This window comes from Arthrobacter sp. D1-29 (genome assembly GCF_054130585.1).
In genome coordinates this window covers 2672691-2697996 of record NZ_CP096383.1, presented here as the reverse complement: position 1 = coordinate 2697996, position 25306 = coordinate 2672691, and the positions used below count along the sequence as shown (strand labels likewise).

At 65.3% G+C, this 25306-nt stretch carries 23 protein-coding genes; 19 read left to right on the top strand and 4 right to left on the bottom strand.

The features are described from left to right. Positions 1-4 precede the first annotated feature (4 nt). The gene (locus M1E17_RS12135) at positions 5-2161 is read left to right on the top strand and encodes an amylo-alpha-1,6-glucosidase (protein ID WP_457962300.1); all 2157 of its coding nucleotides are present in this window, start codon (positions 5-7) and stop codon (positions 2159-2161) included. Positions 2162-2194: 33 nt separating this feature from the next. Here M1E17_RS12135 and M1E17_RS12130 read toward each other — a convergent pair whose 3' ends face one another. After that, a complete protein-coding gene (locus M1E17_RS12130) occupies positions 2195-3133 on the bottom strand; it encodes a 5'-3' exonuclease (protein ID WP_457962299.1) in 939 nt (312 codons plus the stop codon). 195 nt (positions 3134-3328) lie between these two features. On the opposite strand from M1E17_RS12130, the gene bioB reads away from it, so the two are divergent. From bioB to M1E17_RS12040, 18 genes are all read left to right on the top strand, one after another. After that, positions 3329-4375, top strand: coding sequence for a biotin synthase BioB (gene bioB, locus M1E17_RS12125; RefSeq protein ID WP_457967732.1), 1047 nt, complete (start codon positions 3329-3331; stop codon positions 4373-4375). Continuing rightward, complete coding sequence (gene bsaP / locus M1E17_RS12120) at positions 4372-4605, top strand: biotin synthase auxiliary protein BsaP (protein ID WP_457962298.1); 234 nt, start codon at positions 4372-4374, stop codon at positions 4603-4605. Before bioB ends, bsaP begins: the two co-directional genes overlap by 4 nt. After that, on the top strand, positions 4602-5984 hold the full coding sequence (locus tag M1E17_RS12115; protein ID WP_457962297.1) for an adenosylmethionine--8-amino-7-oxononanoate transaminase: 1383 nt from the start codon (positions 4602-4604) through the stop codon (positions 5982-5984). The genes bsaP and M1E17_RS12115 overlap by 4 nt, the downstream gene beginning before the upstream one ends. 8 nt (positions 5985-5992) lie before the next feature. Next, on the top strand, positions 5993-7141 hold the full coding sequence (locus M1E17_RS12110) for an 8-amino-7-oxononanoate synthase (protein ID WP_457967730.1): 1149 nt from the start codon (positions 5993-5995) through the stop codon (positions 7139-7141). After that, the gene (bioD, locus tag M1E17_RS12105) at positions 7138-7815 is read left to right on the top strand and encodes a dethiobiotin synthase (RefSeq protein ID WP_457962296.1); all 678 of its coding nucleotides are present in this window, start codon (positions 7138-7140) and stop codon (positions 7813-7815) included. The genes M1E17_RS12110 and bioD overlap by 4 nt, the downstream gene beginning before the upstream one ends. Next, positions 7812-9044, top strand: coding sequence for a cytochrome P450 (locus M1E17_RS12100; protein ID WP_457962295.1), 1233 nt, complete (start codon positions 7812-7814; stop codon positions 9042-9044). The genes bioD and M1E17_RS12100 overlap by 4 nt, the downstream gene beginning before the upstream one ends. 84 nt (positions 9045-9128) lie before the next feature. Further along, positions 9129-9605 carry an SRPBCC family protein gene (locus M1E17_RS12095; protein ID WP_457962294.1) on the top strand — a complete coding sequence of 159 codons (477 nt, stop codon included), beginning with the start codon at positions 9129-9131 and terminating at the stop codon, positions 9603-9605. A gap of 336 nt (positions 9606-9941) precedes the next feature. Then, the gene (locus tag M1E17_RS12090) at positions 9942-11402 is read left to right on the top strand and encodes an APC family permease (RefSeq protein ID WP_457962293.1); all 1461 of its coding nucleotides are present in this window, start codon (positions 9942-9944) and stop codon (positions 11400-11402) included. 170 nt (positions 11403-11572) lie between these two features. Further along, positions 11573-12013: a universal stress protein gene (locus M1E17_RS12085; RefSeq protein ID WP_457967729.1), complete on the top strand. Its 441-nt coding sequence runs from the start codon at positions 11573-11575 to the stop codon at positions 12011-12013. 141 nt (positions 12014-12154) lie between these two features. Next, complete coding sequence (locus M1E17_RS12080) at positions 12155-12436, top strand: DUF3040 domain-containing protein (RefSeq protein WP_457962292.1); 282 nt, start codon at positions 12155-12157, stop codon at positions 12434-12436. 115 nt (positions 12437-12551) lie between these two features. Beyond that, positions 12552-13850 carry an SWIM zinc finger family protein gene (locus M1E17_RS12075; RefSeq protein WP_457962291.1) on the top strand — a complete coding sequence of 433 codons (1299 nt, stop codon included), beginning with the start codon at positions 12552-12554 and terminating at the stop codon, positions 13848-13850. Next, positions 13847-15301 (top strand): DUF5691 domain-containing protein, encoded by a 1455-nt coding sequence (locus M1E17_RS12070; RefSeq protein WP_457962290.1) that lies wholly within the window; start codon positions 13847-13849, stop codon positions 15299-15301. Before M1E17_RS12075 ends, M1E17_RS12070 begins: the two co-directional genes overlap by 4 nt. Beyond that, complete coding sequence (locus tag M1E17_RS12065) at positions 15298-16404, top strand: ATP-binding protein (protein WP_457962289.1); 1107 nt, start codon at positions 15298-15300, stop codon at positions 16402-16404. Before M1E17_RS12070 ends, M1E17_RS12065 begins: the two co-directional genes overlap by 4 nt. Positions 16405-16413: 9 nt before the next feature. Continuing rightward, on the top strand, positions 16414-18735 hold the full coding sequence (locus M1E17_RS12060; RefSeq protein WP_457962288.1) for a DUF5682 family protein: 2322 nt from the start codon (positions 16414-16416) through the stop codon (positions 18733-18735). Beyond that, positions 18732-19919, top strand: coding sequence for a VWA domain-containing protein (locus M1E17_RS12055; protein WP_457962287.1), 1188 nt, complete (start codon positions 18732-18734; stop codon positions 19917-19919). The genes M1E17_RS12060 and M1E17_RS12055 overlap by 4 nt, the downstream gene beginning before the upstream one ends. A 47-nt stretch (positions 19920-19966) precedes the next feature. Beyond that, positions 19967-20392, top strand: a complete 426-nt coding sequence (locus M1E17_RS12050) for a DUF1801 domain-containing protein (RefSeq protein ID WP_457962286.1) — start codon at positions 19967-19969, stop codon at positions 20390-20392. Between the two features lie 22 nt (positions 20393-20414). Further along, positions 20415-21326, top strand: coding sequence for an SDR family oxidoreductase (locus M1E17_RS12045; RefSeq protein ID WP_457962285.1), 912 nt, complete (start codon positions 20415-20417; stop codon positions 21324-21326). Positions 21327-21385: 59 nt separating this feature from the next. Then, entirely contained in the window at positions 21386-21970 is a 585-nt protein-coding gene (locus tag M1E17_RS12040) for a histidine phosphatase family protein (protein ID WP_457962284.1), read from the top strand. 20 nt (positions 21971-21990) lie between these two features. Here the strand turns inward: M1E17_RS12040 and M1E17_RS12035 are convergent, their stop codons facing one another. The 3 genes from M1E17_RS12035 to M1E17_RS12025 form a co-directional block, all read right to left on the bottom strand. Continuing rightward, the gene (locus M1E17_RS12035) at positions 21991-22908 is read right to left on the bottom strand and encodes a carbohydrate ABC transporter permease (protein WP_457962283.1); all 918 of its coding nucleotides are present in this window, start codon (positions 22906-22908) and stop codon (positions 21991-21993) included. Next, on the bottom strand, positions 22905-23861 hold the full coding sequence (locus M1E17_RS12030; RefSeq protein WP_457962282.1) for a carbohydrate ABC transporter permease: 957 nt from the start codon (positions 23859-23861) through the stop codon (positions 22905-22907). The genes M1E17_RS12035 and M1E17_RS12030 overlap by 4 nt, the downstream gene beginning before the upstream one ends. Positions 23862-23938: 77 nt before the next feature. Continuing rightward, the gene (locus M1E17_RS12025; RefSeq protein WP_457962281.1) at positions 23939-25291 is read right to left on the bottom strand and encodes an ABC transporter substrate-binding protein; all 1353 of its coding nucleotides are present in this window, start codon (positions 25289-25291) and stop codon (positions 23939-23941) included. Positions 25292-25306 lie beyond the last annotated feature (15 nt).

Here is a 25306-nt window from a genome sequence, read left to right as displayed (position 1 = left end):
TGGGATGGCCGGATGGAATGCAGACAACGCCGCAGGATCCACCGGCCAGGGCGCGGTAACTCTCGTCGCAGGATCGTCCTTCTGCATCTCCCTTCCTAACGGTGACATTTTCCCGCACCACCCGCACGGCGTTTTCTACCGGGACACCAGGATCCTGTCGCGCTGGGCGCTCACGGTGAACGGTCAGCCGCTGGAGCCGCTGGGCGCGTGGACCCCGTCCCCGTACCAGGGCACCTATATCGGGAGGGCAGCCCGCTCCGACGGCCGGGCCGACAGCCCCCTGACCGTCGAGCGGAAGCGTGAGCTGGGTGCCGGCATCGTGGAGGACATCACCGTCAGCAACTATTCCCTCCAGCCTGCGGCCTGCGAGATTGCGCTGTCCCTGGACGCGGACTTCGCAGATCTGTTCGAGGTCAAGGACGGCCGGTTCCACCGCGTCTGGGAACAAAGCAGGCGCTTTAAGTCCGGTTCGGTGACGATCGAAGCGGCCTGGCAGGAGGCACGCAAAGGCATCGTTGTCCGCATGCGCGATGCCGAAGCAAGCGCTGAAGGCTTCGTGGTGGGGATGACTATCCCGCCGCATGGAAAGTGGACCGTGCGGGCCACCGTTCTGCCGCTGACCGCCGAAACTGAAGTGGATGCCGGCCTGCCGACCGTTTCCCTCTCTGCCGCCATGATCTCGGCGCAGGAGCGGCTTCAGCGGACTTGGGAGGCACGAATCCCGCTTCCCCGAGTGGGCAATCCGTCCATCGAGCGGAGCCTCCTGCGCAGCCATGACGACATCGGCGCACTCCGCATCGTTGACCCCGACCATCCGGACAGGATGGTGGTGGCGGCAGGAGCCCCGTGGTTTATGGCGCTGTTCGGGCGGGACTCGCTGTTGTCATCCTTTATGGTCCTGCCGGTCGACGCAACGCTGGCCCTGGGAACGCTGCAAACCCTTGCGGACCGCCAAGGTACCAAAGTGGATCCCCTGACCGAAGAGCAACCGGGACGGATTCTGCACGAGGTGCGGCTCGACGTCGGGACCGGCCTTGCGCTGGGCGGCAGATCCGCCTATTACGGCACTGCCGACGCCACTCCCCTTTTCGTGACCCTCCTTGGCGAAGCGAGCCACTGGGGGCTTGCCGCCGGGGACATCGCCGCCCTGGTGCCCCATGCCGACCGCGCCCTGGACTGGGTCCGGGACTACGGCGACCGTGACGGCGATGGGTTTGTCGAGTATGAGCGCCTGAACGAGCACGGCCTCATCAACCAGGGCTGGAAGGACTCCTGGGACGGGATCAATTTTGCCGACGGCCGCATTGCCGAGGCGCCCATCGCCCTGTGTGAGGTACAGGGCTACGTCTACAGTGCCTACATCGCCCGGGCGTGGATGGCGTACGACGCCGGTGACCTGGCGCTCGCTGCTGACTTCCGGTACCGGGCCGAGCGGCTGAAAAAGCAGTTCAACGAACAGTTCTGGTTGCCGGAACAGGGGTATTTCGCCATCGCACTGGACGGGGACAAACGGCCGGTTGACGCCTGCGCCTCCAACATGGGCCACTGCCTCTGGTCCGGCATCGTGGATGAGGACAAAGCACCATTGGTTGTCCGCCGGCTGATGTCCCCGGAGATGTTCAGCGGCTGGGGAATCCGGACCCTGGCAACAGACATGGGGGCCTACAACCCGGTCAGTTACCACAACGGATCCGTGTGGCCCCACGACAACGCGCTCATCGTGGCAGGTTTTATGAGGTACGGCTTCGTCAAGGAGGCGCAGCAGCTTTCCACGGCACTGATGGAGGCGGCCGAATACACGGACAACCGGCTTCCCGAACTGTTCTGCGGATTCAGCAGGTTCGAGTGTCCGGAACCCCTGCCCTACCCCACCGCCTGTTCCCCGCAGGCGTGGGCTTCGGCCACGCCGGTGATGATTATGCGCAGCCTCCTGCGCTATGAGGCGCACGTCTCCCGCGGCGCGCTGTGGATGGACCCCGTGCTGCCCAAATCCTGGGGAAGCCTGCACACCACCAACCTCCCCGTGGGCGGGGCACGGGTGACCATCGATGTGTCCGGATCACGCGTAGCAGTAGAGGGATTGCCGGAGGGGATGCTTTTCCGCAGGGGAACAAGGCCACCGCTGGCAGCCCTGCTGGATGCCCCTGACCAACGGGTCTAGGCCGGAGGCTTTTCCTGTAGGCGAATCCAATCCTCAGCCGTGCCGGTCGAGCGCCTCGAGGAGCCGTGCTACTGATCCGCCCAGGTTCCACTCCGTCGCGAGACGTTGCAGTTCTGCCCGAGGCTCGCCGGCCACGGCACGCAGCTGCGCGCCGGATTCCTCCAGGGTGGGCAGCTCAAGGTCGCGGACCAGCCTCACCACGGTGGGCGCGACCCGGAGGTATGCCTCGGCCGCAGCAAGCTTGGATCCCACGGATGCGGAGAGTCCGCTTCCCGGATCTGCCGCCGCTTCGAGGAGCCGCTCCAGCGTCCCATACTGTTTGAGCAGCGAAGCCGCGGTCTTCTCCCCGATGCCGGCAACGCCCGGCAGCCCGTCCGAAGCGTCACCGCGGAGGGTTGCATAGTCGGCATACTGCTGCGGCAGCACACGGTACTTGCCCACCACCACGATCTCTGTGATGACTTCAAGGTTCCTCATCCCGCGCGCGGTGTAGATGACCCGCACCTGACGGGCGTCGTCGACAACCTGGAAGAGATCCCTGTCCCCCGTGACAACGTCCACCGGCAACGCGGCGTGGCTGGCGTAGGTGCCCACGACGTCGTCGGCCTCGTGCTCGGCAGCCCCCACCACGGCGATCCCGGCAAGGTCAAGCACCCGCCGGATCATCGGAAGCTGCGCCTCCAGGGCGTCCGGCACCACCTCCACGTCGGCGGCACCAACCATCACCTCAGCCACCCTATGCGATTTATAAGTTGGGAGAAGGTCCACGCGCCACTGCGGACGCCAATCGTCGTCCCAGCACGCGATGAGATGCGTTGGCCCGTAATCGGTGGTGAGCCGGGCGATCATGTCCAGCAGCCCGCGGACAGCGTTCACCGGCGTGCCGTCGGAGCGGCGGATGGTGTCAGGGACGCCATAGAAGGCGCGGAAGTACAGCGAGGCAGTGTCCAGCAGCATCAGGCGGTCAGGCATAACTGATCCTGACACAAATAGGTCCTGCGGGGTTGGACCGTCACCGTTTCGAACAGGACTGGCTGCCCAACTTCTGGTCTTCCTCGTTGTAGATACCCTCCAAAATCCTTTGGCCAGCGAAAAACTAGCGTCAGCTGTGAGGCATTTTCCCGCCAGCGCAAAGGACTATCAATGACGATTCAGGCAGATCCTCCGATGACCCCCGGCTCCACCCTTCAGGCACCGAACCTTGAGGCACCGGTGCCCGAGCCGTCCATACTCGGGATTGCAAGGAAACAGGTCCTGGAAGACGGCGTGGGGCTGACCGAAAGCCAGCTGGTGGAGATTCTCAGGCTCCCGGACGAGGCACTTCCGGCCGCCCTTCAGCTGGCGCACGAGGTGCGGCTCAAGCACTGTGGCGAGGACGTCGAGGTGGAAGGCATCATTTCGATCAAGACGGGAGGATGTCCCGAGGACTGCCATTTCTGCAGCCAGTCCGGTCTGTTCGACTCCCCCGTCCGGGGCGTCTGGCTCGACATTCCCGAACTCGTCAAGGCGGCCAAAGAAACAGCCGCCACCGGAGCCACTGAATTCTGCATCGTGGCGGCGGTTCGTGGGCCGGACATCAAACTCATGAACCAGATCAAGTTCGCGATCGATCGCATCAACGAAGCAGTTGAGATCAACATCGCCTGCTCCCTTGGCATGCTGACCCAGCGTCAGGTGGACCAACTTGCTGAGTGGGGCGTGCACCGCTACAACCACAACCTGGAAACGGCCCGCAGCTACTTCAGCGAGGTAGTGACCACGCACAGCTACGAAGAGCGCCTGGAGACCTGCAACATGGTTAAGGATGCCGGAATGGAACTGTGCTGCGGAGCGCTCATCGGCATGGGCGAATCCTTGGAGCAGCGCGCCGAACTGGCCGCCCAGCTCGCGGCCCTGGAACCGCACGAGGTCCCGCTGAACTTCCTCAACCCCCGGCCGGGAACGCCGCTGGAGAACCAGCAGATCATGGATGGAAAGGACGCCCTCAGGGCCATCGCCGCGTTCCGGCTGGCCATGCCCCGCACCGTCCTGCGCTATGCCGGCGGACGCGAACTGACACTCGGCGATCTGGGAACGCGGGAGGGGCTGATGGGCGGGATCAACGCCGTCATCGTGGGCAACTACCTCACCACGCTGGGCCGCCCGACCACAGCCGACCTAAACCTGCTGGTCGAGCTCAACATGCCCATCAAGGAACTCCAGAAGTCGCTATGATCCCCAACCGCTCACTCACCCCGCAAAACCCTGTCGGGTTCTGCGGGCACTGCGGCCAGCCGTCCGACGGCGGCGCCGGCCTGGCGCCGGACGTCCACCACCGCTGCGGCGAGCGCCTCGCGATGGAGCCGCCGCGCTATTGCGCGACGTGCAGGCGCCGCATGAAGGTCCAGGTGACTCCGCTGGGCTGGTCGGCCGAATGCTCGCGCCATGAGGTTTTGGCGCCGTGAGCGGCGAGGCTCAGCCGGGGCTGATCCAGCGGGACCGCGCGCGGTTATGGCATCCGTACGCCCCGGCGTCCGCGGACCTTCCGCTCTGGGAGGTCGAGGCGGCCGACGGCGTGCGGCTGCGGCTCAGGGGCGAGGACGGCAGCCGCCACGAGGTGGTGGATGCGATGTCATCGTGGTGGTCCGCCATCCACGGCTACCGCCACCCGGTGCTGGATGCCGCTGCGAGGGAGCAGCTGGACAGTTTCAGCCACGTGATGTTCGGCGGGCTCACGCATGCCCCGGCGGTGGAGCTCGCAGAGCGGCTGGTGGAGATGGCGCCGGCTGGCGGCGGAAGATCACCCCTGGAGCGGGTGTTCCTCGCCGACTCGGGCTCCGTCTCCGTGGAGGTCGCGCTGAAACTGGCGGTGCAGTTTCAGACAGCGCGCGGATTTCCCCAACGGCAGCGCTTCCTGAGCATTCGGGGCGGGTACCACGGGGACACTTTTGCGGCGATGGGCGTCTGCGATCCCGTGGACGGGATGCACTCTGCCTTCCCGGGTCTGCTGGCGGGCAACGTGTTTGCGCCCCGTCCCCCGGCGGGGTCCTCCGCCACCGGGGGCGCCACCGCAGACGCCACTACAGGCAACATCAAACAGTGGGCGGCGGCGGTCCGGGACATCGTGGCCGCCGGCTTCGAGGGGCTTGCGGCCATCATCGTGGAACCGGTCCTCCAGGGTGCGGGCGGCATGTTCGCGTACCCGCCCGAATGCCTGCATGAACTGCGGCTCATTGCGGACAGCTACGGCCTGCTGCTCATTTTCGACGAAATCGCCACCGGCTTTGGCCGGACCGGGGAGCTTTTCGCAGCCGATCATGCCGGCGTGGTTCCGGACATCATGTGCGTGGGAAAGGCGCTGACCGGCGGATACCTGACCCTTGCCGCCATGCTCTGCACCGCCGACGTGGCCAGCACGGTATCCAACGGCAAGGCCGGCGCCCTGCTGCACGGGCCCACGTTCATGGGCAACCCGCTGGCCTGCGCGGTGGCCAACGCGAGCCTGGGCATTCTCGACTCCGGAGGCTGGCGGGACGATGTGGCCCGGATCGGCGCCGGCCTTGAGTCAGGGCTCGCCCCCGCGCAGGACCTCGACGCCGTAGCCGGGGTCCGGACCATCGGCGCCGTCGGTGTCATCGAACTGCACGACGCCGTCGACGTGGCCGCCGTGACTGCGGCCGCCATCCGGCACGGTGTCTGGGTTCGCCCGTTCCGGAACCTCGTCTACACCATGCCCCCGTACATCAGCACCGCGGCGGACATTGAACAGATCACCGCGGGCATGAGGGCCGCCGTCGCGGAAGTCCACGACCTCGTCCCTGTACCCGTGGGCGGCCGGGCATGAGCACCCCCATGACGCAGTGGCTGGAGCGGCAGGCAGCCGTCCGGGACCGGCGCGGGCTGGTCCGCCGGCCCGCTCCCCGGTCTGCCGACGAACTGTTCATCGACCTCGCCAGCAACGACTACCTGGGGCTGTCAGCCGACTTGCGGCTGGCCAAGGCAGCCACCGAGGCCGTGTCCCGATGGGGTACGGGTGCCACGTCCTCACGGCTGGTGGCCGGGACAACCCGGCTCCACCTCGAATTGGAGCAGGAACTGGCGTTGTTGACGGGCATGGCCGCAGGGCTGGTGTTCTCCTCCGGCTACCTGGCCAACCTGGGCGTGATCACCGCGCTGGGCGGGCCGGGAACCCTGATCGTGGCCGATGAGCACTGCCACGCCTCGATGATCGACGGATTCCGGCTCAGCCGCTCCCGGACAGAGTTCTTTGAACACAACAATGCATGCGAAGCGGGCCGGCTGCTCGCGGAACGGACCGAACCGCGTGCACTCATCGCCGTCGAATCCGTCTACAGCGTGCTGGGCGATGAGGCGCCGCTCCAGGACCTTCTCTCTTTGGCGACGGAACACGACGCCACCCTGCTGATAGACGAGGCGCATAGTTTGGGAGTGGCCGGCTTTCAGGGACACGGCGCGGTGGCAGGAACCTCTCTTGCCGGGCATCCCAACGTGATTGTCACTGCCACCTTGTCCAAGGCCTTGGGCAGCCAGGGCGGTGTGGTTCTGGGCTCGGAGCTGTTGCGCGAACACCTGGTCAACCGTGCGCGCAGCTTTATGTTCGACACAGGACTGGCCCCGGCATCGGCGGCGGCGGCCCTTGCTGCGGTCCATGTCATTCGGGATGAACCGTGGCGCGCCGCATCCGTCCGGAGCAATGCAGCAGCCCTGGCCTCGGGCCTGGCCGGCGTGCTGGAGAACATGGGCACCACCATGGCGCCTTCGGCGGGGGCTGTTCAATCCATCGCCATGCCCTCCTCGGAGGCGGCCCTGAAGGTTGCTGAAGCTGCACGGGCCGCCGGCGTGCACATCGGCTGTTTCCGCCCGCCGTCGGTCCCTGACGGCATTTCACGGCTTCGGCTCACGGCCAGGGCCACCCTTAAGCCTAAGGACGTCGAACACAGTTGCGCGGTGTTGCGCACCCTTTTGGAGGATCACCCATGAACCTGCCGCCCATCATCCTGATCACCGGAACAGACACCGGTGTCGGCAAGACAATAACGACGGCGGCGCTCGCCGCCGTCCTCGGCGGACTGGGACGCAGCGTTGCCGTCTACAAGCCGTGCCAGTCAGGAGCGTCGGCGGGCGACTCCGACACGGCCGAAATCCTCCGGCTGGCCGGTGCCGTGACAGCGGAAACGGGAGTCGTGCTGCGTGAGCCGCTGGCACCAATCGCCGCTGCCGCCGTCGACCGGATGCCCCTTCCCCCGCTGACAGCGCACGCGGACAGGATCCGTGAACTCGCAGGATCCCATGATCACGTCCTGGTTGAAGGTGCCGGCGGCCTGCTGGTGCAGCTCGATTCCTCAGGCGGCACCATGGCGGAGCTGGGCGGGCTCTTGGCTGCGGCCTTCGTTCTTGTGGCCCGTCCTGCCCTTGGCACGCTCAACCACACAGCACTGACGCTCGAGGCGCTGGCACTGCGCGGACTTCAAGTGCTGGGCATTGTGCTGGGCAGTTGGCCCGCTGAACCAGGGTTTCTGCACCACAGCAACCTTGAGGTCATGAGATCCCTGCCCGTTCCGTTTCTCGGCGCCCTTCCCGAGCAGGCGTCAACCCTGCCGCCGGTCCGCTTTCGGGCCGAAGCAGCGCACTGGCTGAACGGACTGCCGGCATGACCCCGGATCCATCAATCACGGGGATCCTCACGCCCCCATCCGAAACCCGTTGCCCATACATGGTGGTGCGCAACCCGGATGACGTCCGTGAAATCCTGCAAAGACCAGCCGACTTCAGTCCCGCCAACGCCCTGGTTGCCGTGACGCCTTTGACGGGGCCGGCCCTGCGTGCGCTCCAGCGCGTGCGGTTCGCGCTGCCGCCGGTTCTGGCCAGCAATGACACTGACACCCACGCCGGGATCCGCAAGGTGGTGGCGGGCTACTTCACCCCCGCCAAGGTTGCGGCGATGGAACCCCGCATCCGTGAACTTGCCCGGGTAGCAGCATTCAACGCTGCCGGACGGCTTTCCCGTGCCGAACCGGTTGACCTTGTCCAGTCCATTGCGGCGTTACCGCCGGCCATTGTCATGCTGGAGCTGCTGGGGCTGCCCGTGCGGGACCTGGTGAGCCTGAAGCGCTGGGGACTTGACTCGATGGAGCTGTTCTGGGGCTGGCCCGACGAAACCCGCCAGCTGGAGCTCGCCCGGAGCGCGGCCGATTTCTATGTGTGGATTCGCGAGCTGGTCACGGAATCCGTGCAGGTACCCGGGCGCAACCTGTTCAAATCGCTGGCGGAGCACGGTCTGTCCGTGCCGGAAATCTGCTCGCTTGGCTACTTCCTCCTGATTGCCGGGCAGGAAACAACAACTCAACTGATCAGCACCACCCTGTTCCGCCTCTTGGAGGGAAGCGCAGTCCAGAGCTGGCGGGATGCTGGGTCTGAGGCTGGCGCCCGTTCGATGGTCCGGCACGTGCTGGCCACGGAATCGTCCGTTCCGACGTGGCGGCGGGTGACCACCCAGGACACGGACCTCGGCGGGGAGCGTGTTCCGGCCGGAACCGAAATCCTCCTCGAGTTGAGCGGCAACTTCATCACAAGCCCCTTCAAGGCCGGGCCGGGCACCAAAACCGGTCCGGAAGGCAGGCCGCGGCCCTTGCCCGGGCAGCCGGACCGAGCGGCCAACTCAATGAGCAACGGTCTGGTTTTCGGCTTCGGCATCCACCGCTGCCTCGGAGCCAAACTGGCGGAACTCGAGGCCAGCATCGTTGTCCACGAAACAGCTTCGGCGCTGCCCGGGCTTCAGCTGGCGGACTCCGAACCGGCGTGGATCATGCTGTTGTCCTTCCAGGCCCCCAGGGCACTTCCGGTGAAATATTCGGTTCTGGACACCAATAGTCAGCAGGCTTAGTGTTCAAGTGAGGGCGTTGGCCGGTCGACTCGCGGACCGCCGTGGTCCGTGACCGCGCGCTCTTTGTTAAATGGAGGAAGCACCATGGAATCCGTCAAAGAGACCATCGATGTAGCAGTGCCGGTATCAACGGCCTACAACCAGTGGACGCAGTTTGAATCATTTCCGCAATTCATGTCCGGTGTTGAATCCGTGACACAGCTGACCGACACCACCAATCACTGGGTCACGAAGATCGGCGGCGTGGAGCGGGAATTCGATACCGAAATTGTGGACCAGACGCCGGACGAACGCATCGCCTGGCGCAGCGTCGACGGGAAGTCCCACGCCGGCCGGGTCCACTTCACGCCGCTGGATGCCGGGAACACAAGGATTTCTGTTCACTTCGAATGGGGACCGGAGACTTTCACCGAGAAGGCCGGGGCTGCCCTTAACCTCGACGACATGCGAGTCAAGGCGGACATGCGCAGGTTCAAGGAGTTCATCGAATCCCGGGGCGCCGAGACCGGTGCATGGCGCGGCGAAGTGAACGACACCCGACCCACCGGAGAGGCTTTGTAACTGAAGAGTGACCGCCCAGGCAGCGCCGTCCTCGCCGCTGCCTGCGAGCGGATTGTCTGCCGTCGTAGCCCTGCTAAACCTGGTGACCAGCGTTTTGGCCATCTGCACCGTGTGGCGTCGCGGTTTTAGCTCAAAGTTTGAGCAGGTCGTGGCACACTTCGCATATGGATCTGGTTCTCGCTTTCCGAAACGATACTCAACCGCCTAAGAGCGTGGTCAGGGCCCGTCCATGATCCCTTTTTGACAGGGCTGGGCCTTTTACTGTCAGGACGTGATGTGCCTGACGGCGTTCGGTCCGGGACATTCCAAATCACCAGCAAGAAAGAGCGAGGATGCATGAAAGTCTCTCAAGCTGTGCAAACGCAGGACACTTCACTTCTTAAGGTCTTGGGAAACTGGGACGCGTTAGCCCTTGGCTTCGGCGCAATGATCGGTTTTGGCTGGGTAGTCCTCACCGGTGGCTGGATATCTTCGGCGGGCACCATGGGGGCGGTCCTCGCCATGATTACCGGTGGCCTGATCATGGGCGTAGTGGGATTAACCTACGCTGAGTTGACCGCTGCGATGCCTAAGGCCGGCGGCGAGCACAACTTCTTGCTCCGCGGCATGGGTCCCCGTTGGTCTTTCATTGGGTCCTGGGCCATCACCGGAGGCTACATCACAATTGTTGCCTTTGAGGCTGTGGCGCTGCCGCGCACTGCCCAGTACCTCTTTCCTGACCTGAGCCAGGTCCCCCTGTGGGAAGTTGCCGGCTACCAGGTACACCTCACATGGGCCTTGGTGGGGGCTGTTGCCGCAGTCATTATCACGGGGATAAACATCCTCGGAGTCAAGCTTGCCGGCGTCGCCCAGACTTTCGTGGTCGTTTTCCTGCTGGTTATTGGCTTGATGCTTGTCTTCGGCTCCTTCACGGGAGGCTCAGCAGCGAACATGCAGCCTTTCTTCACGGGCGGCATGAACGGTTTCTTCGCCGTCCTCGTGGTAGTTCCGTTTCTGTTCGTTGGCTTCGACGTTATCCCCCAGTCTGCCGAGGAGGTAAACATCCCGGCGCGGCAGATAGGAAGGCTCGTCGTCATTGCGGTCCTGCTTGCCACGGTTTGGTACACCATGACTGTGCTGACTACCTCCTCCGCAATGCCTCCGGGAGACATCGCTCAAGCGGATATAGCAACGGCTGATGCCATGGGTGCACTGTTCGGCAGCGACGTAATGGCCAAGATCCTGATCGCCGGCGGCATTGCAGGCATTCTGACCTCATGGAACTCACTGCTTCTCGGCGCCTCACGCCTGATGTATTCAATGGCCCGCTCCGGCATGCTGCCTGTATGGTTTGCCAAGCTGCACCCCAAGTACCGGACTCCAGTCAACGCCCTGCTGTTCATTGGCGCACTGTCCTTTCTTGCACCGTTCTTCGGCGTTTCGATGCTGGGCTGGCTCGTGGACTCCGGCGCACCGAGCATCGTGATCGCCTACATCCTTGTTGCATTGGTGTTCGTGATCCTGCGCCGCCGCGAACCTCACATGGACAGGCCCCTCCGCATCGGCGGCAAGGGCAACGGAGGCATCATTATTGGCGTTCTGGCAGTGGTCCTGTGTATTGGACTTCTCAGCCTCTACCTGCCAGGCATGCCGGCATCCCTCACACCGCCGCCGTGGATTCTCTTTGGCTTGTGGTGGGTGCTCGGATTGGTCCTCTTCCTGCGCATTCCGGCCGGAATTGCTCCCGGCGAAGACGCTGAGCACCATCTGCTCGAACGCCTTGGGCAACGACGGCAGGAAGCGGTCAGGAACGGCTGAACCGTGACACCCGCCTGCCCGTGGGCAATAACCGGCAGGTGCACGAACGGTGTCAGCAGAACGCCCGGCGCCCTGGAAAAGGGCGCCGGGCGTTCTGCTGTGCCACCAACGGTGTCGGCCTAGACTCCATGTAATGACTCGATCAGTACGAAAGACCCGGGGTGATCAACATGGAGAGCTTAATGAAGATTGTTGTGGGAGTCGACGGGTCGGATGCTTCCGTCGAAGCGCTGCGGCAGGCACAGCGGCTGGCGGTCCCGCTTAATTCAGAGATAGAGGCCTTGGCCTGCTGGGAGTACCCGAACACGTATGCCTCGTATGTGGCCGTCGGTATCGGAGGGTTCAAGGAACATGCAGAGGAATTACTGGAGGACGCCGTAGTCAAGGCCTTCGGCCCCCAGCGTCCAGAAAATGTACGGACCCGACTTATGGAAGGATTCGCACGCACGATACTTATCGAGGAGAGCAAATATGCCGATCTTCTCGTCCTCGGGCCCAGGGGCCATGGCGGCTTTGCGGGGCTGTTACTCGGGTCGGTCACCTCAGCCTGCATCGCCCACGCGCACTGTCCCGTGCTCATTGCACGTAGGCGCACCGCAGCAGACGGGTAAGGGCCATGACGTCCATCGCGGACCCTTTCTGGGCCTGGCCAATGAGCCAGTCGGAGGTAGCCTTGCCGCAAGCGGGAACTGCCATGCAGTCAGAGTCAGTGGGTCCTGCCGTGGCACCTCCGGGAGGGTGGGAAGGTTCTCATGGGGTTATCCGATGAAGAGCGCAGGCGTCTCGAAAAGCTCGAACAGGAACTGGCCGCAACGGATCCGGATTTGGACCGGGAACTGCAGTCAGGAACGCCCCACGGCAGGGCCGCCGCCCGCACCGTCTACGGTGTCCTGGCCGTCATAGCCGGCTTGGTGCTGGTCATCGTGGGAATTATTACAGAGCTCGTTGTCATTGGCGCTGTCGGCTTCCTGCTGACGGTTGCAGGTGCTCACTGGTTCCTCAGCGGACTCCGCCTCCCGGACAAGCCCCGGTAATGGATTGCCGGAGCCATGGACTGCCGGGTGTTCACAACCCGGTGAAGTTGCTTCCCCAAAGCCACGCTGCCCCATCTCGCCCGCGGTCCCTGAACCATCGGGCACAATGAGCATCATGGTGCGTTGGAGCGAGGAGAAGGTGATCAGCGCCGCCCCCGATGATTCTTCGATGGCGGCCGCCCGCAAGCTGGCTCGTCCCGGCCCGTGGTCCGAGACCGGCAGCAATGACGTCCTGGTATGGGGTAAATGCCAGGGCAGCGGCAAGACCCCGTACCAGGTCAGCGTTGACCTGGCCGCCCCGGCGTACCGGTGCTCGTGCCCCAGCCGGAAGTTCCCCTGCAAGCATGCGCTGGCCCTTCTCCTCCTGTGGTCCCGTGGCCAGGCGGCCGACGCCGGCGCGGAGACCGCCGACTTTGCCCGGGAATGGGCGGGCCAGCGGGAGGAACGGGCGGCAGCGCTGGAACGGCGCCAGACCGGCCAGCAGGCAGATCCGGTTGCGCAGGCCAAGCGGCGCGCGGACCGGTTGGCCCTGATGGATTCGGGGGTATCCGACTTCGCCCGGTGGCTGACGGACCTCGTGCGGACTGGCCTGGCTGCCGCCCGCGACCAGCCGTATGCCTGGTGGGACGCTGTAGCCGCGCGGTTGGTGGACGCCCAGCTTCCGGGCCTGGCCGAGCAAGTCCGGGCGATGGGGTCAGACGTGCACGCCCGCGGGGATTGGGCCGATCATCTTCTCCTGCACGCAGGCCGCTGGTGGGCGCTGACCAAAGCCTGGAACATGCGGGAGGAGCTGTCAGCCACCGAGTTTGCCGATCTCCGGGCGGCCGTCGGATGGGCGGTGGCCTCCGCCGATGTCCAGGGTACGGAGGAATTGCCGGGTCCTTGGCTGGTGCTGGGGGCTTACCGGACCGACGACGGACGGCTGCAGCAACAACGCACCTGGCTTCGCGGACCTGACGGTACGGTGGTGGTCGTGCTCGATTTTGCCGCCCAGGGGCAGGCACTCTCCGCGCCCCAATTGGCCGGTGCGGAGCTGGACACCAGCGTCGCACGGTATCCCGGCACCGCGCCGCAGCGGGCCATGTTCACAAACCCTGTCAACGCCCGCGGGCTGGCCCGCAGCCTCGGTGACGGGTGCAGCATTGCCCGGGCACTGGAATCGGAATCGGCCGCTGTTGCCGTCTCGCCATGGCGTGGGCGTCACCCGGTGCTGTTCGGCAAGGTCCGCGTCTCCCCTGGTGGTCACGGCTGGCTCCACGACAGCTCCGGCGATGCACTCCCCCTGGTGGACGCGCCGCTGGACTCGCTCCTGGCCCAGACCGGCGGGCATCCTGTGGACCTGTTTGGTGAGCTGGAGGAGGGCCGGGTGCGGCCCCTGTCCGTCGTCGTCGGGCAACGGGTGGTGACCCCGTGACCTGGCTGGCGGATCTCCGGACGTCGGCGCTTCTTGGCACCGGACGCCATGCGGCGCCCTTGCCGCCTGCGGAATTGGGGGTTCGGCCACCGGCCGGCCTGTCCCGGGAGGAGCTCTTGCTCGACCAGGCCGCCATGGCCGACGTCGCCACCCGTGCTGCCCGCCGCCCGGGCACCGGGGACACCGATCAGCTGCCGGCTCCGGCCCCGCCGGACGATGTTCCGGAAGCGTCCGGCGAATCCGCCCGGTTGCTGGACCTGCTGCTCAATCAGCCTCCGGTCAGTCAGGAGCTCCGGAGGCAGCTGGTGATTGATTGGCTGCAGCTCGCGGACGCGGCCCAAGGCCGGGTGCCCCACCGCTTGCTTCCGGCCCTGCTCACGCTGGCTGACACCCGGCCCGGCGTGGCGGAGCATCTTCATCCGGCCATCGGGGCCCGTGGCAGCTGGCTGCAGGACCTCGCCCGGCCCGGGGTTTCCGGCAGGCCTTCCACCGCCGGCACCGATTGGGCGGGGCTGGGGAGCGCCGACGCCACGGTGGAACTGGAACGGCTCCGGCGCAGCGACCCCGCGGCCGCCCGGGGCCTGCTGGCCAGCCAATGGGGCACCCTGGGCGCGCGGGAACGGGCCGCCCACCTGGGCACCTTCGCCGTCAACGTTCAATCCGACGACGACGAGCTGCTGGAACGGGCCCTGGATGACAAGGCAAAGAGCGTGCGGGAGGTTGCCGCCAACCTGCTGGACCGGCTCCCCGGCAGCGCCCGGGCCGGCCGCATGGCCGCACGGCTGCTCCCGCTGCTTCGCATCAAAGGGGTGCTGCGCAAACAGTTCGAGATCGAGCTGCCACCGGAACCGGACGAAGAGTCCGTGCGCGACGGCATCGCCGGGGATCCCCGCAGCGGCGAACCCCACAGGCTCGGCCGGCTGGAAACGATCATCCGGGGTGCCCCGCTCGACGTGTGGACAACGGTTTCTGGACGTGGCCCGGCGGCAACGCTGGCGCTGCTTGAGAGCGAACCCCGGATCGTTGCGGCCATTCTCGACGCCGCTGTGCTGCGCGCCGACCTTGACTGGGTGCGCGCGCTGGCAGAGCTCCGCCAGGACCCGCGGCTGCTGAGCTGCCTGCCCGCCGTCGAGCGCGAGTCCGCACTCGTCCGGCATCTCCGCAGCGGAGGCCGGAATCCGTTGACGCTGGCCCCGTTGCTGAGGGACCAGCCAAGGCCGTGGGGCCCGCGCCTGGCCGACGAAGTACTCAAGCTGATAACCGCCAAGAACGGCGGGCAGCTGGCAGCAATGCTGGCCGACATCCTGCCCACCGGGCTTCCGCTGGAAGCCGCCGACGAGTGCCGCCGCCTGCTCGAGCGTTCAGACGACGACGCCGCCCGGCGCCGCGTTCTGCGTGATGTCGTACAGTACCAATCATTCCGAAAATCGCTGACGGAGGCCTTCCGATGACCGATGCCCAGTCCACCACTGATGTTCTGCGCGCCCATGCCGAAGACGCTTATGCGGCGGAACTCAGGGAGCTGGCAGCTTTGGATGACCGGCCCCGCCCGCCCAGCTGGCGCCTTTCACCCTGGGCAGTGGCCACCTATGTCCTTGGCGGCACCTTGCCCAACGGGACTGAGATCAGCGCGAAGTACCTTGGCTCGGCGCGGCTGGTGGAAATCGCCGTGGCATCCCTGGCCACTGACCGTGCGCTGTTGCTGCTCGGCGTTCCCGGCACCGCGAAAACCTGGCTCAGCGAGCACCTGGCCGCCGCCATCTCGGGCACATCCACGCTGGTAGTGCAGGGCACGGCCGGCACACCCGAGGAAGCACTGCGGTACGGCTGGAATTATGCCCGGCTGCTGGCCGAGGGCCCGTCCAGGGCGGCCATGGTTGCCGGGCCGGTGATGCGCGCGATGGAAAGCGGCAGCCTGGTCCGGGTGGAGGAGCTCACCCGCATCCCCTCGGATGTGCAGGATTCCCTCATCACCATCCTGAGTGAAAAAGTCCTGCCCATCCCTGAGCTGAACCAGGAAGTCCAGGCACGCAAGGGATTCAACGTCATCGCCACGGCCAACAACCGCGACAAAGGCGTCAATGACCTCTCCTCCGCCCTGCGCCGCCGTTTCAACACCGTGGTGCTGCCCCTCCCGGACAGCCTCGAGCAGGAGGTGGAGATTGTCAGCACCCGGGTTCGCAGCCTGGGCGCGGCCCTGGAACTGCCGGCTGATCTTGCGGCGCTGTCTGAAATCCGCCGCGTGGTCACTGTGATGCGCGAACTGCGCGCCGGCGTCACCCAGGATCAACGCACCACCATCAAGTCGCCGTCGGCAACCCTTTCGACGGCGGAAGCCATTTCCGTGATGACCAACGGGCTGTCCCTGGCAGCCCATTTTGGAGACGGAACGGTCCGGGCCCCCGACGTGGCGGCCAGCCTGGTGGGCGCGGTGGTAAAGGATCCCGTGCAGGACCGGGTGATTTGGCAGGAGTACCTGGAGACCATCGTCCGCAACCGCCCGGAGTGGAAGGACCTGTACCGGGCCTGCCGCGATCTTGATTCGTCCAACTGAGGCTGCTCAGTGACAGACGTCCACGTCCTGGGCATCAGGCACCACGGACCCGGTTCGGCGCATTCGGTCGCGGAAGCCCTGGCAGCCCTCCGGCCGGACCTGGTGCTGGTGGAGGGCCCGCCGGAACTGGACCAGATCCTGCCGCTGCTTTCGGATCCCGGGATGACCCCTCCGGTGGCGGGGCTGATCTACGCAGCCGAGCAGCCGCGGCTGGCGTCGTTCTACCCGCTGGCAGGCTTCTCCCCTGAGTGGGTGGCCATCCGCTGGGCGCTGTCAACAGGAACGGGGGTCCGGGCCATCGACCTGCCCGCGGCCCACAGCTTCGCGCTGCACCTGGCCGCCCCGCCACGCGATGCTGGTTCCGATGCTGACTCGGACTCGGATTCAGCAGAGGCTGACCCGGCCACCCCCGTTGACCCCGCCGAACCAGCCCCGGACCTGCAGCAGCCCTACCGGCCGGATGCGGTTGCGATGCTGGCTGAGGCTGCCGGGTACAGCGACGCCGAACGCTGGTGGGAGGACGCCATCGAGCACCGGAATGAGGGCCCGCTGGACCAGTTTGCCGCCGTCATCGATGCCATCGCCGAAATTCGCGCCATCGACACCAGGCCCGCTGACCACCCGGACGTGGTGGAGAACAACCTCCGGGAGGCATCCATGCGGCGTCTCCTGCGGGCGGCGATCCGCGAAGGGCACGGACGGATCGCCGTAGTGTGCGGCGCCTATCACGCGCCGGCGCTGGTCACCGCTGCTTTTCCTCCTGTCTCGGCCGACAACAGGCTGCTGGCCGGCCTGCCCAAGATCAAGGTCACGGCCGCCTGGGTGCCCTGGACCTCCGATCGGCTCAGTCTCCGCAGCGGATATGGGGCGGGCGTGACCGCTCCGGGCTGGTACCAGCATCTCTTCACCCACCGCGCCGCCCAGGATCCCTCCCTGGATGTAGCAACCACCTGGCTGGTGCGGGTTGCCCGTACCTTGCGACGCGAGAACCTTGACGCGTCCACGGCGTCGGTGGTGGAGGCAAGCCGGATGGCGCGTGCCCTGGCCGCAGTCCGGGGACGGCCCAGCCCGGGACTATCCGAACTGGATGACGCCGCCCAGGCAGTGCTCTGCGACGGCTCGCCGCTGCCCCTGGCACTGGTGCACCGGGAACTGACCATCGGACGTGAACTGGGGAACGTGCCGGCGTCCGCGCCCACCGTTCCGCTGGCCGCTGACCTCGCTGCCGCCCAGCGCAGGCTGCGGCTGAAACCCAGCGCGATGGAAGAGGTCCTGACAATTGACCTGCGCAAGCCGAACCAGCTGGCCCGCTCGGTGCTGCTGCACAGGCTGGCGCTGCTCGGCGTGGACTGGGGCATCCCCAGCGAGACCGGCCGTACCACGGGCACGTTCAAAGAGGCGTGGATACTGCGTTGGGAGCCGGAGCTTGCCATCGCAGTGGTGGAAGCCAGCCGTTATGGCACCACCGTCGAATCGGCGGCAGCGGCATACGTGTCCGAACGGGCCCAGCTCGCCACCAGCCTGACGGACCTTAGTGATCTCCTGACGCGCTGCCTGCTTGCGGACCTGCCGGAGGGAATCAGTGGCGTGGTGTCGGTGCTGGCGGAGCGCACGGCCCTGCAGCATGACGTTCCGCCGCTCCTGGAAACCATTGCTCCGCTTGCCCGGACCTGCCGGTACGGCAACGTGCGCGGTGTGGACGTCACGGAAGTGCGGAAGATTCTCGATGCGACCGCAGTTCGGGCCTGTGTTGGCCTGCCGACAGCCTGCTCCGGGCTGGACGATGAGGCGGCAGCAGCGATGCGGCGGGCCATTGACTCGGCCCAGCATGGTTTGTCCCTGCTGCCGGACCTGCCCCTGGATGACTGGCACGGGGCCCTGGGTGCCGTTTCAGGTTCGGACGCCATTCACGGAGCGGTCGCAGGGCGGGCCACCAGGCTGCTGCTGGACGCCGGCCTGGTGGACAGGGACGACGTCGCGGCGCGGCTCAGCCGCCGGCTGTCCATCGCCACGCCGGCCCCGCAGGCCGCAGCCTGGCTCGACGGCGTTCTGTCAGGCGATGCTGTCCTGCTGATTCACGATCCGCGCCTCCTGCAGATCGTCGACGAGTGGGTGGCCGGTGTGCCAGACGGCGTCTTTGACGACGTTTTGCCGTTGCTGCGCAGGACGTTTTCGTTGTTCAGCCCTCCAGAGCGGCGGGAAATGGGTGAACAGGTGAGCCGCGGAAGTGCGCTCACCCGGACTTCGGATGCATTAGCGCTGCACTTCACGGGCGCGGACGAGGCGATCCGCACGATGGCCAGGTACCTGGGATGGGAGGCAGTGCAGTGACCGAAACCAACGCTGAAGGCCGGGACAGGCTCAGCCGCTGGCGTCTGCTGCTCGGCGGTCACGAAGCGGACGGCGTCAGAACATCCGACGGCGAGAGTGTGGTCCTCTCAGCTGAGGACCACCTCCGGGACAAGGCGCTGGAAGACTTGTACGGGGCAGCAGGCAAGGGGGCGGGAGGCCTGGGCGCCTCCAGTCCCCGGGTGGCCAGGTGGCTCGGTGACATTCGTGGCTATTTCCCCTCCAGCGTGGTCCAGGTGATGCAGGCCGACGCCATGGACAGGCTGGCCCTGCGCCAACTGCTCCTGGAACCGGAGATGCTGCGCACCGTGCAGCCGGATATCGGCCTCGTCAGCACGCTCGTTGGGCTGGGCCGCGTGATCCCGGAGCGTTCGCGGGAGACAGCCAGGGCAGTGGTCCGCCAAGTGACGGATCAACTCGAGGACCGTTTGCGCGCCAAGACAGTCCAGGCAGTTTCCGGGGCATTGAACCGGGCAGCACGGACCAGGCGGCCGCGGCACCAGGACATCGATTGGAACCGCACCATCGCCGCGAACCTGAAGCACTATCAGCCCGAATACCGGACCATTGTGCCTGAACGGCTGGTGGGATATGCCCGGCGAAGCACCCAGGTCCAGCGTGAGATCATCCTGTGCATCGACCAGTCCGGGTCCATGGCCGAGTCGGTGGTGTACTCCAGCGTGTTCGGCGCGGTGCTCAGCTCGCTGCGGTCGGTGCGGACACGGCTGGTGGTCTTCGACACCGAAGTTGTGGACCTGTCGGACGAGCTGGAGGACCCCGTGGACGTGCTCTTCGGCGTGCAACTGGGCGGCGGCACGGACATCAACCGGGCACTGGCCTACTGTCAGGATCAGATCACGCAGCCAACGGAGACAATCCTGGTGCTCATCAGCGACCTCTATGAAGGTGGAATAGCTGAGGAGATGCTGCGCCGGGCCGCCTCGATCGTCGGAGCCGGGGCAACCATGATTGCCCTGCTGGCGTTAAGCGACAGCGGACATCCGACGTTCGACGTCAACCACGCCGCCGCCCTTGCCGGCATCGGCGTCCCGGCCTTCGCCTGCACGCCGGACCTGTTCCCTGAACTGATGGCCGCGGCCATCGAACGCAGGGACGTGGGCGAATGGGCCGCCTCCCACGACATTGTCACGACTCACGAAACCTAGCAGCCGATTGTCGCCCCACCAGCCCTGTATTTTGCGACACTACGTGTATGGCTGAAAACATAACCGTCCCCACTGGCGCCAGCGTGGAGGAGTTCCTCTCCTCCATTGACCATCCCACCCGCCGTGAGGATGGCTTCGCCCTGCTCCGGATCATGTCCGAGGCCACCGGGCAGCCCGCCGTCATGTGGGGCCCCAGCATCGTGGGCTTCGGAAGCTACCACTACAGGGGCGCCAGCCGCGAGGGCGACTTTGCCGCCGTCGGATATTCACCGAGAAAGGCCAATCTGGCGCTGTACGGGGTGATTTACCGCCCCGATGCGTCGTCGCTGCTGCCCAAGCTCGGAAAACACAAGCTGGGTGTCGGCTGCCTCTACATCAACAAGCTCGACGACGTGGACACCGACGTCCTCGAGCAGCTGGTACGCGAGGGCTATGAGTACGTCACGACGGAACTGGACGTGCCAAGGACTTGAGCTCCAGAAAACGGAGGCGGCGATGACTGACAATGGGCCCGTTCTGGTGGTGGGCGGCACTGGCATGCTGGGCGGCCAGGTTGTGGCCGAACTCCTGGCGCGCGGAAAACAAGTTCGTGCCCTCGTGCGCGTCGGTTCGGATGCGGCCCGCCTGAAAGCCGCCGGAGCCACTATCGCCCGGGGCGACATGATGGTCCCGGGGTCGCTGCGGCGGGCGATGGACGGCGTGGACTGTGTGATCACCACGGCGGCAGGCTATACCCGGCACCGGAAGGGGGACACACCAGAAACGGACATCGTTGGCAACGCCAACCTTGTCGATGCCGCGGCCGCCAGCAAGGTGCGCAGGTTCGTCCTGACAAGCATCCTGACGTGTGACCAGACGCCCGGGGTTCCGCACTTTTGGCACAAGAAGCTGACTGAGGACCGGCTCGAAAACCGGGGCGTGCCGTTCGTGGCGCTGCGGCCGGGCGCCTTTTTTGACCAGGTCACCCGTTTCGGCGGCGACCCCGTCAGCAAGGGCCGCTTCAGATGGCTCGGGGACCCTGGCGTCCCGCTGACGTTCGTGCTCACGCCCGACGTTGCAGGCTGTCTTGCCGCGGCAGTCGACGCACCCGGCGTCGAGGGTCAACGGATCGATATCGGGTGGGACCGGCCGGTAAGCATGCAGCAGGTGGCCGAGATCTCCGGCCGGCTCCTTGGCAGGCGCATGGGCGTACGGGCGGTCCCCGCGGGGCTCGTCCGCACCATGGGCACCGTGCTTGGGCCGGTTAACCCGATGCTGAAGGACCTGGGTGCGATGATCAACTATTTCCAGACCGGCGGCTACGTCGCCGACACCACCCGGCAACAGGAGGTCTTTGGCGCCGTGCCTACGGCCGAAGATTCCATCGGCCGCCTGATAACCAGCCTGGGACACTCCCCCGCCCGTTAGCCGTCTCATCACGGGAGCGGCTGTTCCGGTGCCTGCCGCGCTCAGGGCAGAATGAGGGCGTGACTCTTACGACTTTCGCCCTCGTCCGCCACGGTCAGACAGATTGGAATGCGCAGCGCCGGTTGCAGGGATCCACCGATATCCCACTGAACGACGTCGGCCGGGGCCAGGCGCGCGATGCCGTCGCCGTCCTGTCCGGCTACGAGTGGGACGCCATCGTGTCCTCGCCGCTGAGCCGAGCCGCGGAAACCGCCGATCTTATCGCCGCGGGGCTGGGGCTGGACGTGGTCCGGCGTGTGCAAGGGCTGACTGAGCGCAGCTTCGGATCCGCGGAGGGCCTTCAGGCCGGACCCGAACTGGACGCTTTGCGCATCCCCGGTGGCTACCTCGGCGCAGAAGGCGAGGACGACGCCGCGTGCCGCGGGCTGGCTGCATTGGAAGCACTGGCCGAGGAATTTCCGGGCGGCCGTATTCTTGCCATCGCCCACGGCACGCTCATCCGAGTCAGTCTCAGCCGCGCCATCGGCCGTGCCTTGCAGAAAATCGACAACGCCGCCCTCAACCTGGCCCACCACCATGCCGTTGATGGCTGGAAGCTCGAGTATTTCAACGGCGAACGGGTATCCGCCGACGTCCCAGGCTGACGGGAGGGCTTCCGGGTCAACTACTCCTTGACTCCCCCAGTCGCCAAACCCGTCTCCCAATAGCGTTGGAGGAACAGGAAGGCGATGATCAGCGGTATAACGCTGACCAGTGAGCCGGTGATAACCGTCGAGAAGAGGGCTTGGGCGCCGCCTCCCGCGGCGCTCGCGGACTGTTGCTGCGCCAGTCCGACAGTCAGCGGGTACAGGGAGGAGCTGTTCAGCATGATCAGGGGCAGGAAGTAGTTGTTCCAAGTGGCCACCAGCGCGAAGAGGAAGACGGTCACCACTCCGGGCCCCAGGAGCCGGAAGGACACCTGCCAGAAGATCCTGAACTCACCTGCCCCATCAACGCGAGCGGCTTCGATCATGGAGTCCGGTACAGCGTCGGCTGCGTAGACGCGCATCAGGAAGACCCCGAACGGGCTCACCAGAGAGGGCAGGATGATTGCCCAGGGCGTGTTGGTGAGGCTGGCCGCGTTGAAAAGCAGGTACGTGGGCAATGCCAGGGCCGTGAGCGGAATCATGATGGCCCCCAGGGTGAGGCTGAACAGGGCCCGTGACCCGGGGAACGTGTACTTCGCAAAGGCATAACCGGCCATCGTTGCAATCAGTGACGCTCCCACAGCGCTCACGCCGGCATAGAGGACAGTGTTGAGCGTCCACCGGAGGTAGAGGCCGTCGCGGACCGTGAACACCGAGGCGATGTTGTCCCAGAGCGAAAACCGGTCGCCGAACCACAGCCCGAAGCTGCTGAATAGATCAGAGTTGTCTTTTGTGCTGGCAATGAACAGCCAGAACAGCGGGAGAAGGAAATAGAGGGCGCACAGCCACAGAACGATGGTCAGCGGCAGGCTGCGTTCTTTTCCGTTGCGGCGGCCGGCCGGCCTGCTCGGAACGGTCTCGGTTTTCGGGCTGGGAGCGAGCGTGGTGGAGGTCATCGGGTGGCCTTTCGCTGTTTGCGTTCGCTGCGCTGCGTGCCCAACTGGACGACGTAGGAGACGACGGCGATGATCGCCCCGAGGAGGAACGCCACGGCAGCGGCGTAGTTGACGTCCTGGTTGACGAACGCAAGGTTGTACGCGTAGAAGTTCGGGGTGAACCCATTGGTGATGGCACTGGGGGCGATTGCGTCCAGCAGGCTTGGCTCGTTGAACAGCTGGAACGTCCCAATGATCGAAAAGATGACTGTCAGCATGATGGCGGGCCGGATGGCCGGGATCTTGATGCTCCAGGCGATCCTGTACTGGCTGGCGCCGTCGATGGCTGCCGCCTCATAGAGTTCAGCAGGAATGGAGCGGAGGGCCGCGTACAGGATGATCATGTTGTAGCCCACGAATTCCCATGTGACGATGTTCATCATCGATCCGAGAATGTTCTGTGAGTTGAGAAGATTCGGGGACTCAAGGCCCACGGCGCGGAACAGCTGCGAGATGGGGCCGAAGTCGGGGCCGTAGAGGTATCCCCACATCAGCGTCGCGACGACCCCGGGAACGGCATAGGGCATGAAGTACACGAGGCGCAGGGCCTTGGCACCGTGTGCCCTGCCGCTGTCGAGGCCGAGGGCGAGCAACAGGGCTACGCCGAGCATGATAGGCACCTGGACCAGCAGGAAAATCAGCATCCGGCCAATCCCAGCCAGGAAATCCGGGTCCGAGAAAGCCTGGATGTAGTTGTCCAGTCCGATAAATGAGAGTCCGCCGACCAACTGGTTCTTGAACACACTGAGGTAGCCCGAGTATCCGAGCGGGATGACAAGCATGGTGGTGAAGACCACGAAGAACGGCAGCACAAAGAGGTAGGCGGCGGTCGTTTGTCTGCGCTTGCTGACGGATGAACGTCTGGCGGTGCTTGTGCCGGCCGGTTTCGCGGCGGAGATAGACCTGATGGCCACGGCTGATCCTTTACTTAAGGGAAATGGGAAGGACGGGAGACGCCGCGCCTGCAGGCAGCGGCGCCTCCCGGAGCGTCTTATGTGACGGTGAATCCCTGGGCCTTCGCGTACTTGACGAGGACGTCCTGCCACTGGTCAAGTGCCGCGCCCAGGTCCTTCTTCTCACCGATGGCGGTGCCGACAATCTCGTTGAACTGCGAGTACGCGTACTCGGTGAACGGAAGCCACTGGAACTCGGTATCCACCGTGCCTGAGATCTCGGCAAAGAGGTCGTTCACCTTTTGGCCGCCAAAGAACTGCACCGCTTTGTCAGTGAATTCCGGACTTTCGAGAACGCTTTTCGCTGCCGGGAAGAGGAACTGCTCGTTGGCGAACATCGTGGTGGATTCTTCATCGTGGTTGATGAATTTGGCCAGTTCCTGGGCTGCGATGGGGTTCTTGGTGGTTGACAGCACGGCGTCCGAGGAGCCGCCCCAGTTTCCCGAGACTTCCTTGCCTGTTTCCCATTGCGGAAGTGGTGCCGCGCTCCACTTTCCTGAGGTGTCAGCGGCCGTGCCCTGGAGGAAAATGGGAGCCCAGGCCGCCGTCAGCCATCCGGCATACTTGCCGCCGGCCAGGCCCTGGTAGAACTGGTCATTGAAATCCGCGTCCGTGGATACAAGGTCCTTTTCGATCAGGTCCTGCCAGTAGCCGAGGACCTGCTTGGCTTCGAGGCTGTTGACGTTGATGCTGACGGTTTTGTCGCCGTCGTACCCGAAGGGCTTCACACCGGCCTGCCAGAGGAGTCCGACCACCTGCGCGGGGTCGTTGGTTGCAAGGTTGGAGATGTACGAACCCGTTGAGTCTTTTACTTTTTGGGCTGCTGCGGTGTATTCCTCGTAGGTCTTCGGGGCCTCGGTGACGCCTGCCTGGTTCAGGATGTCCCTGCGGTAGACGTTGCCCAGGGGTCCGATGTCCTGCGGAATGGCCCAAACGCCGTCATCGGTGGAGACCTGGTTCCAGACCCAGTCCACGTAGTCACCGGAGAGGTCCGCTGCACCATAGGGAGTGAGGTCCAGAAGGGAATCGGTCAGGGTGAATGAAGGGATGTACTGGTACTCCACCTGCACTACGTCCGGGGCGCCCTCTTTGGACTGGAGAGCCGTGCGGACCTTTTGGTAGTGCTCCAATCCCTGGCCGACGTTCTCGACCGTGACATCGATCGCCGGGTATTTCTTTTCGAACAGGGCGACTTCCTTTTCGATATCAGGCACCCAGGTCCAGAACGTCAGCTTGGTAGGTGTGCTCAGCGCCTGGTCGATCTGGTCCTGCGACACTTTCTCCGGTGCCGTGGTTCCGGCCGGTGTACTGCTGCTGCAGCCGGAGAGGAGCATTGCGGCCACCGCGGCGCTGCTCACCAGCGCCATTGCTGTTTTTGGTGCCTTTTTCATCGTTACTCTTTCTGT

Bases quoted from the DNA above. Each gene is read 5' to 3' on its own strand.
- M1E17_RS12080 (WP_457962292.1), top strand. From the start codon at position 12,155: ATGGGGTTATCCGATGAAGAGCGCAGGCGTCTCGAAAAGCTCGAACAG.
- M1E17_RS12100 (WP_457962295.1), top strand. From the start codon at position 7,812: ATGACCCCGGATCCATCAATCACGGGGATCCTCACGCCCCCATCCGAA.
- M1E17_RS12110 (WP_457967730.1), top strand. From the start codon at position 5,993: ATGACGCAGTGGCTGGAGCGGCAGGCAGCCGTCCGGGACCGGCGCGGG.
- M1E17_RS12075 (WP_457962291.1), top strand. From the start codon at position 12,552: ATGGTGCGTTGGAGCGAGGAGAAGGTGATCAGCGCCGCCCCCGATGAT.
- bsaP (WP_457962298.1), top strand. From the start codon at position 4,372: ATGATCCCCAACCGCTCACTCACCCCGCAAAACCCTGTCGGGTTCTGC.
- M1E17_RS12090 (WP_457962293.1), top strand. From the start codon at position 9,942: ATGAAAGTCTCTCAAGCTGTGCAAACGCAGGACACTTCACTTCTTAAG.
- M1E17_RS12065 (WP_457962289.1), top strand. From the start codon at position 15,298: ATGACCGATGCCCAGTCCACCACTGATGTTCTGCGCGCCCATGCCGAA.
- M1E17_RS12085 (WP_457967729.1), top strand. From the start codon at position 11,573: ATGGAGAGCTTAATGAAGATTGTTGTGGGAGTCGACGGGTCGGATGCT.
- bioD (WP_457962296.1), top strand. From the start codon at position 7,138: ATGAACCTGCCGCCCATCATCCTGATCACCGGAACAGACACCGGTGTC.
- bioB (WP_457967732.1), top strand. From the start codon at position 3,329: ATGACCCCCGGCTCCACCCTTCAGGCACCGAACCTTGAGGCACCGGTG.
- M1E17_RS12025 (WP_457962281.1), bottom strand. From the start codon at position 25,291: ATGAAAAAGGCACCAAAAACAGCAATGGCGCTGGTGAGCAGCGCCGCG.
- M1E17_RS12035 (WP_457962283.1), bottom strand. From the start codon at position 22,908: ATGACCTCCACCACGCTCGCTCCCAGCCCGAAAACCGAGACCGTTCCG.
- M1E17_RS12095 (WP_457962294.1), top strand. From the start codon at position 9,129: ATGGAATCCGTCAAAGAGACCATCGATGTAGCAGTGCCGGTATCAACG.
- M1E17_RS12050 (WP_457962286.1), top strand. From the start codon at position 19,967: ATGGCTGAAAACATAACCGTCCCCACTGGCGCCAGCGTGGAGGAGTTC.
- M1E17_RS12130 (WP_457962299.1), bottom strand. From the start codon at position 3,133: ATGCCTGACCGCCTGATGCTGCTGGACACTGCCTCGCTGTACTTCCGC.
- M1E17_RS12135 (WP_457962300.1), top strand. From the start codon at position 5: ATGGCCGGATGGAATGCAGACAACGCCGCAGGATCCACCGGCCAGGGC.
- M1E17_RS12045 (WP_457962285.1), top strand. From the start codon at position 20,415: ATGACTGACAATGGGCCCGTTCTGGTGGTGGGCGGCACTGGCATGCTG.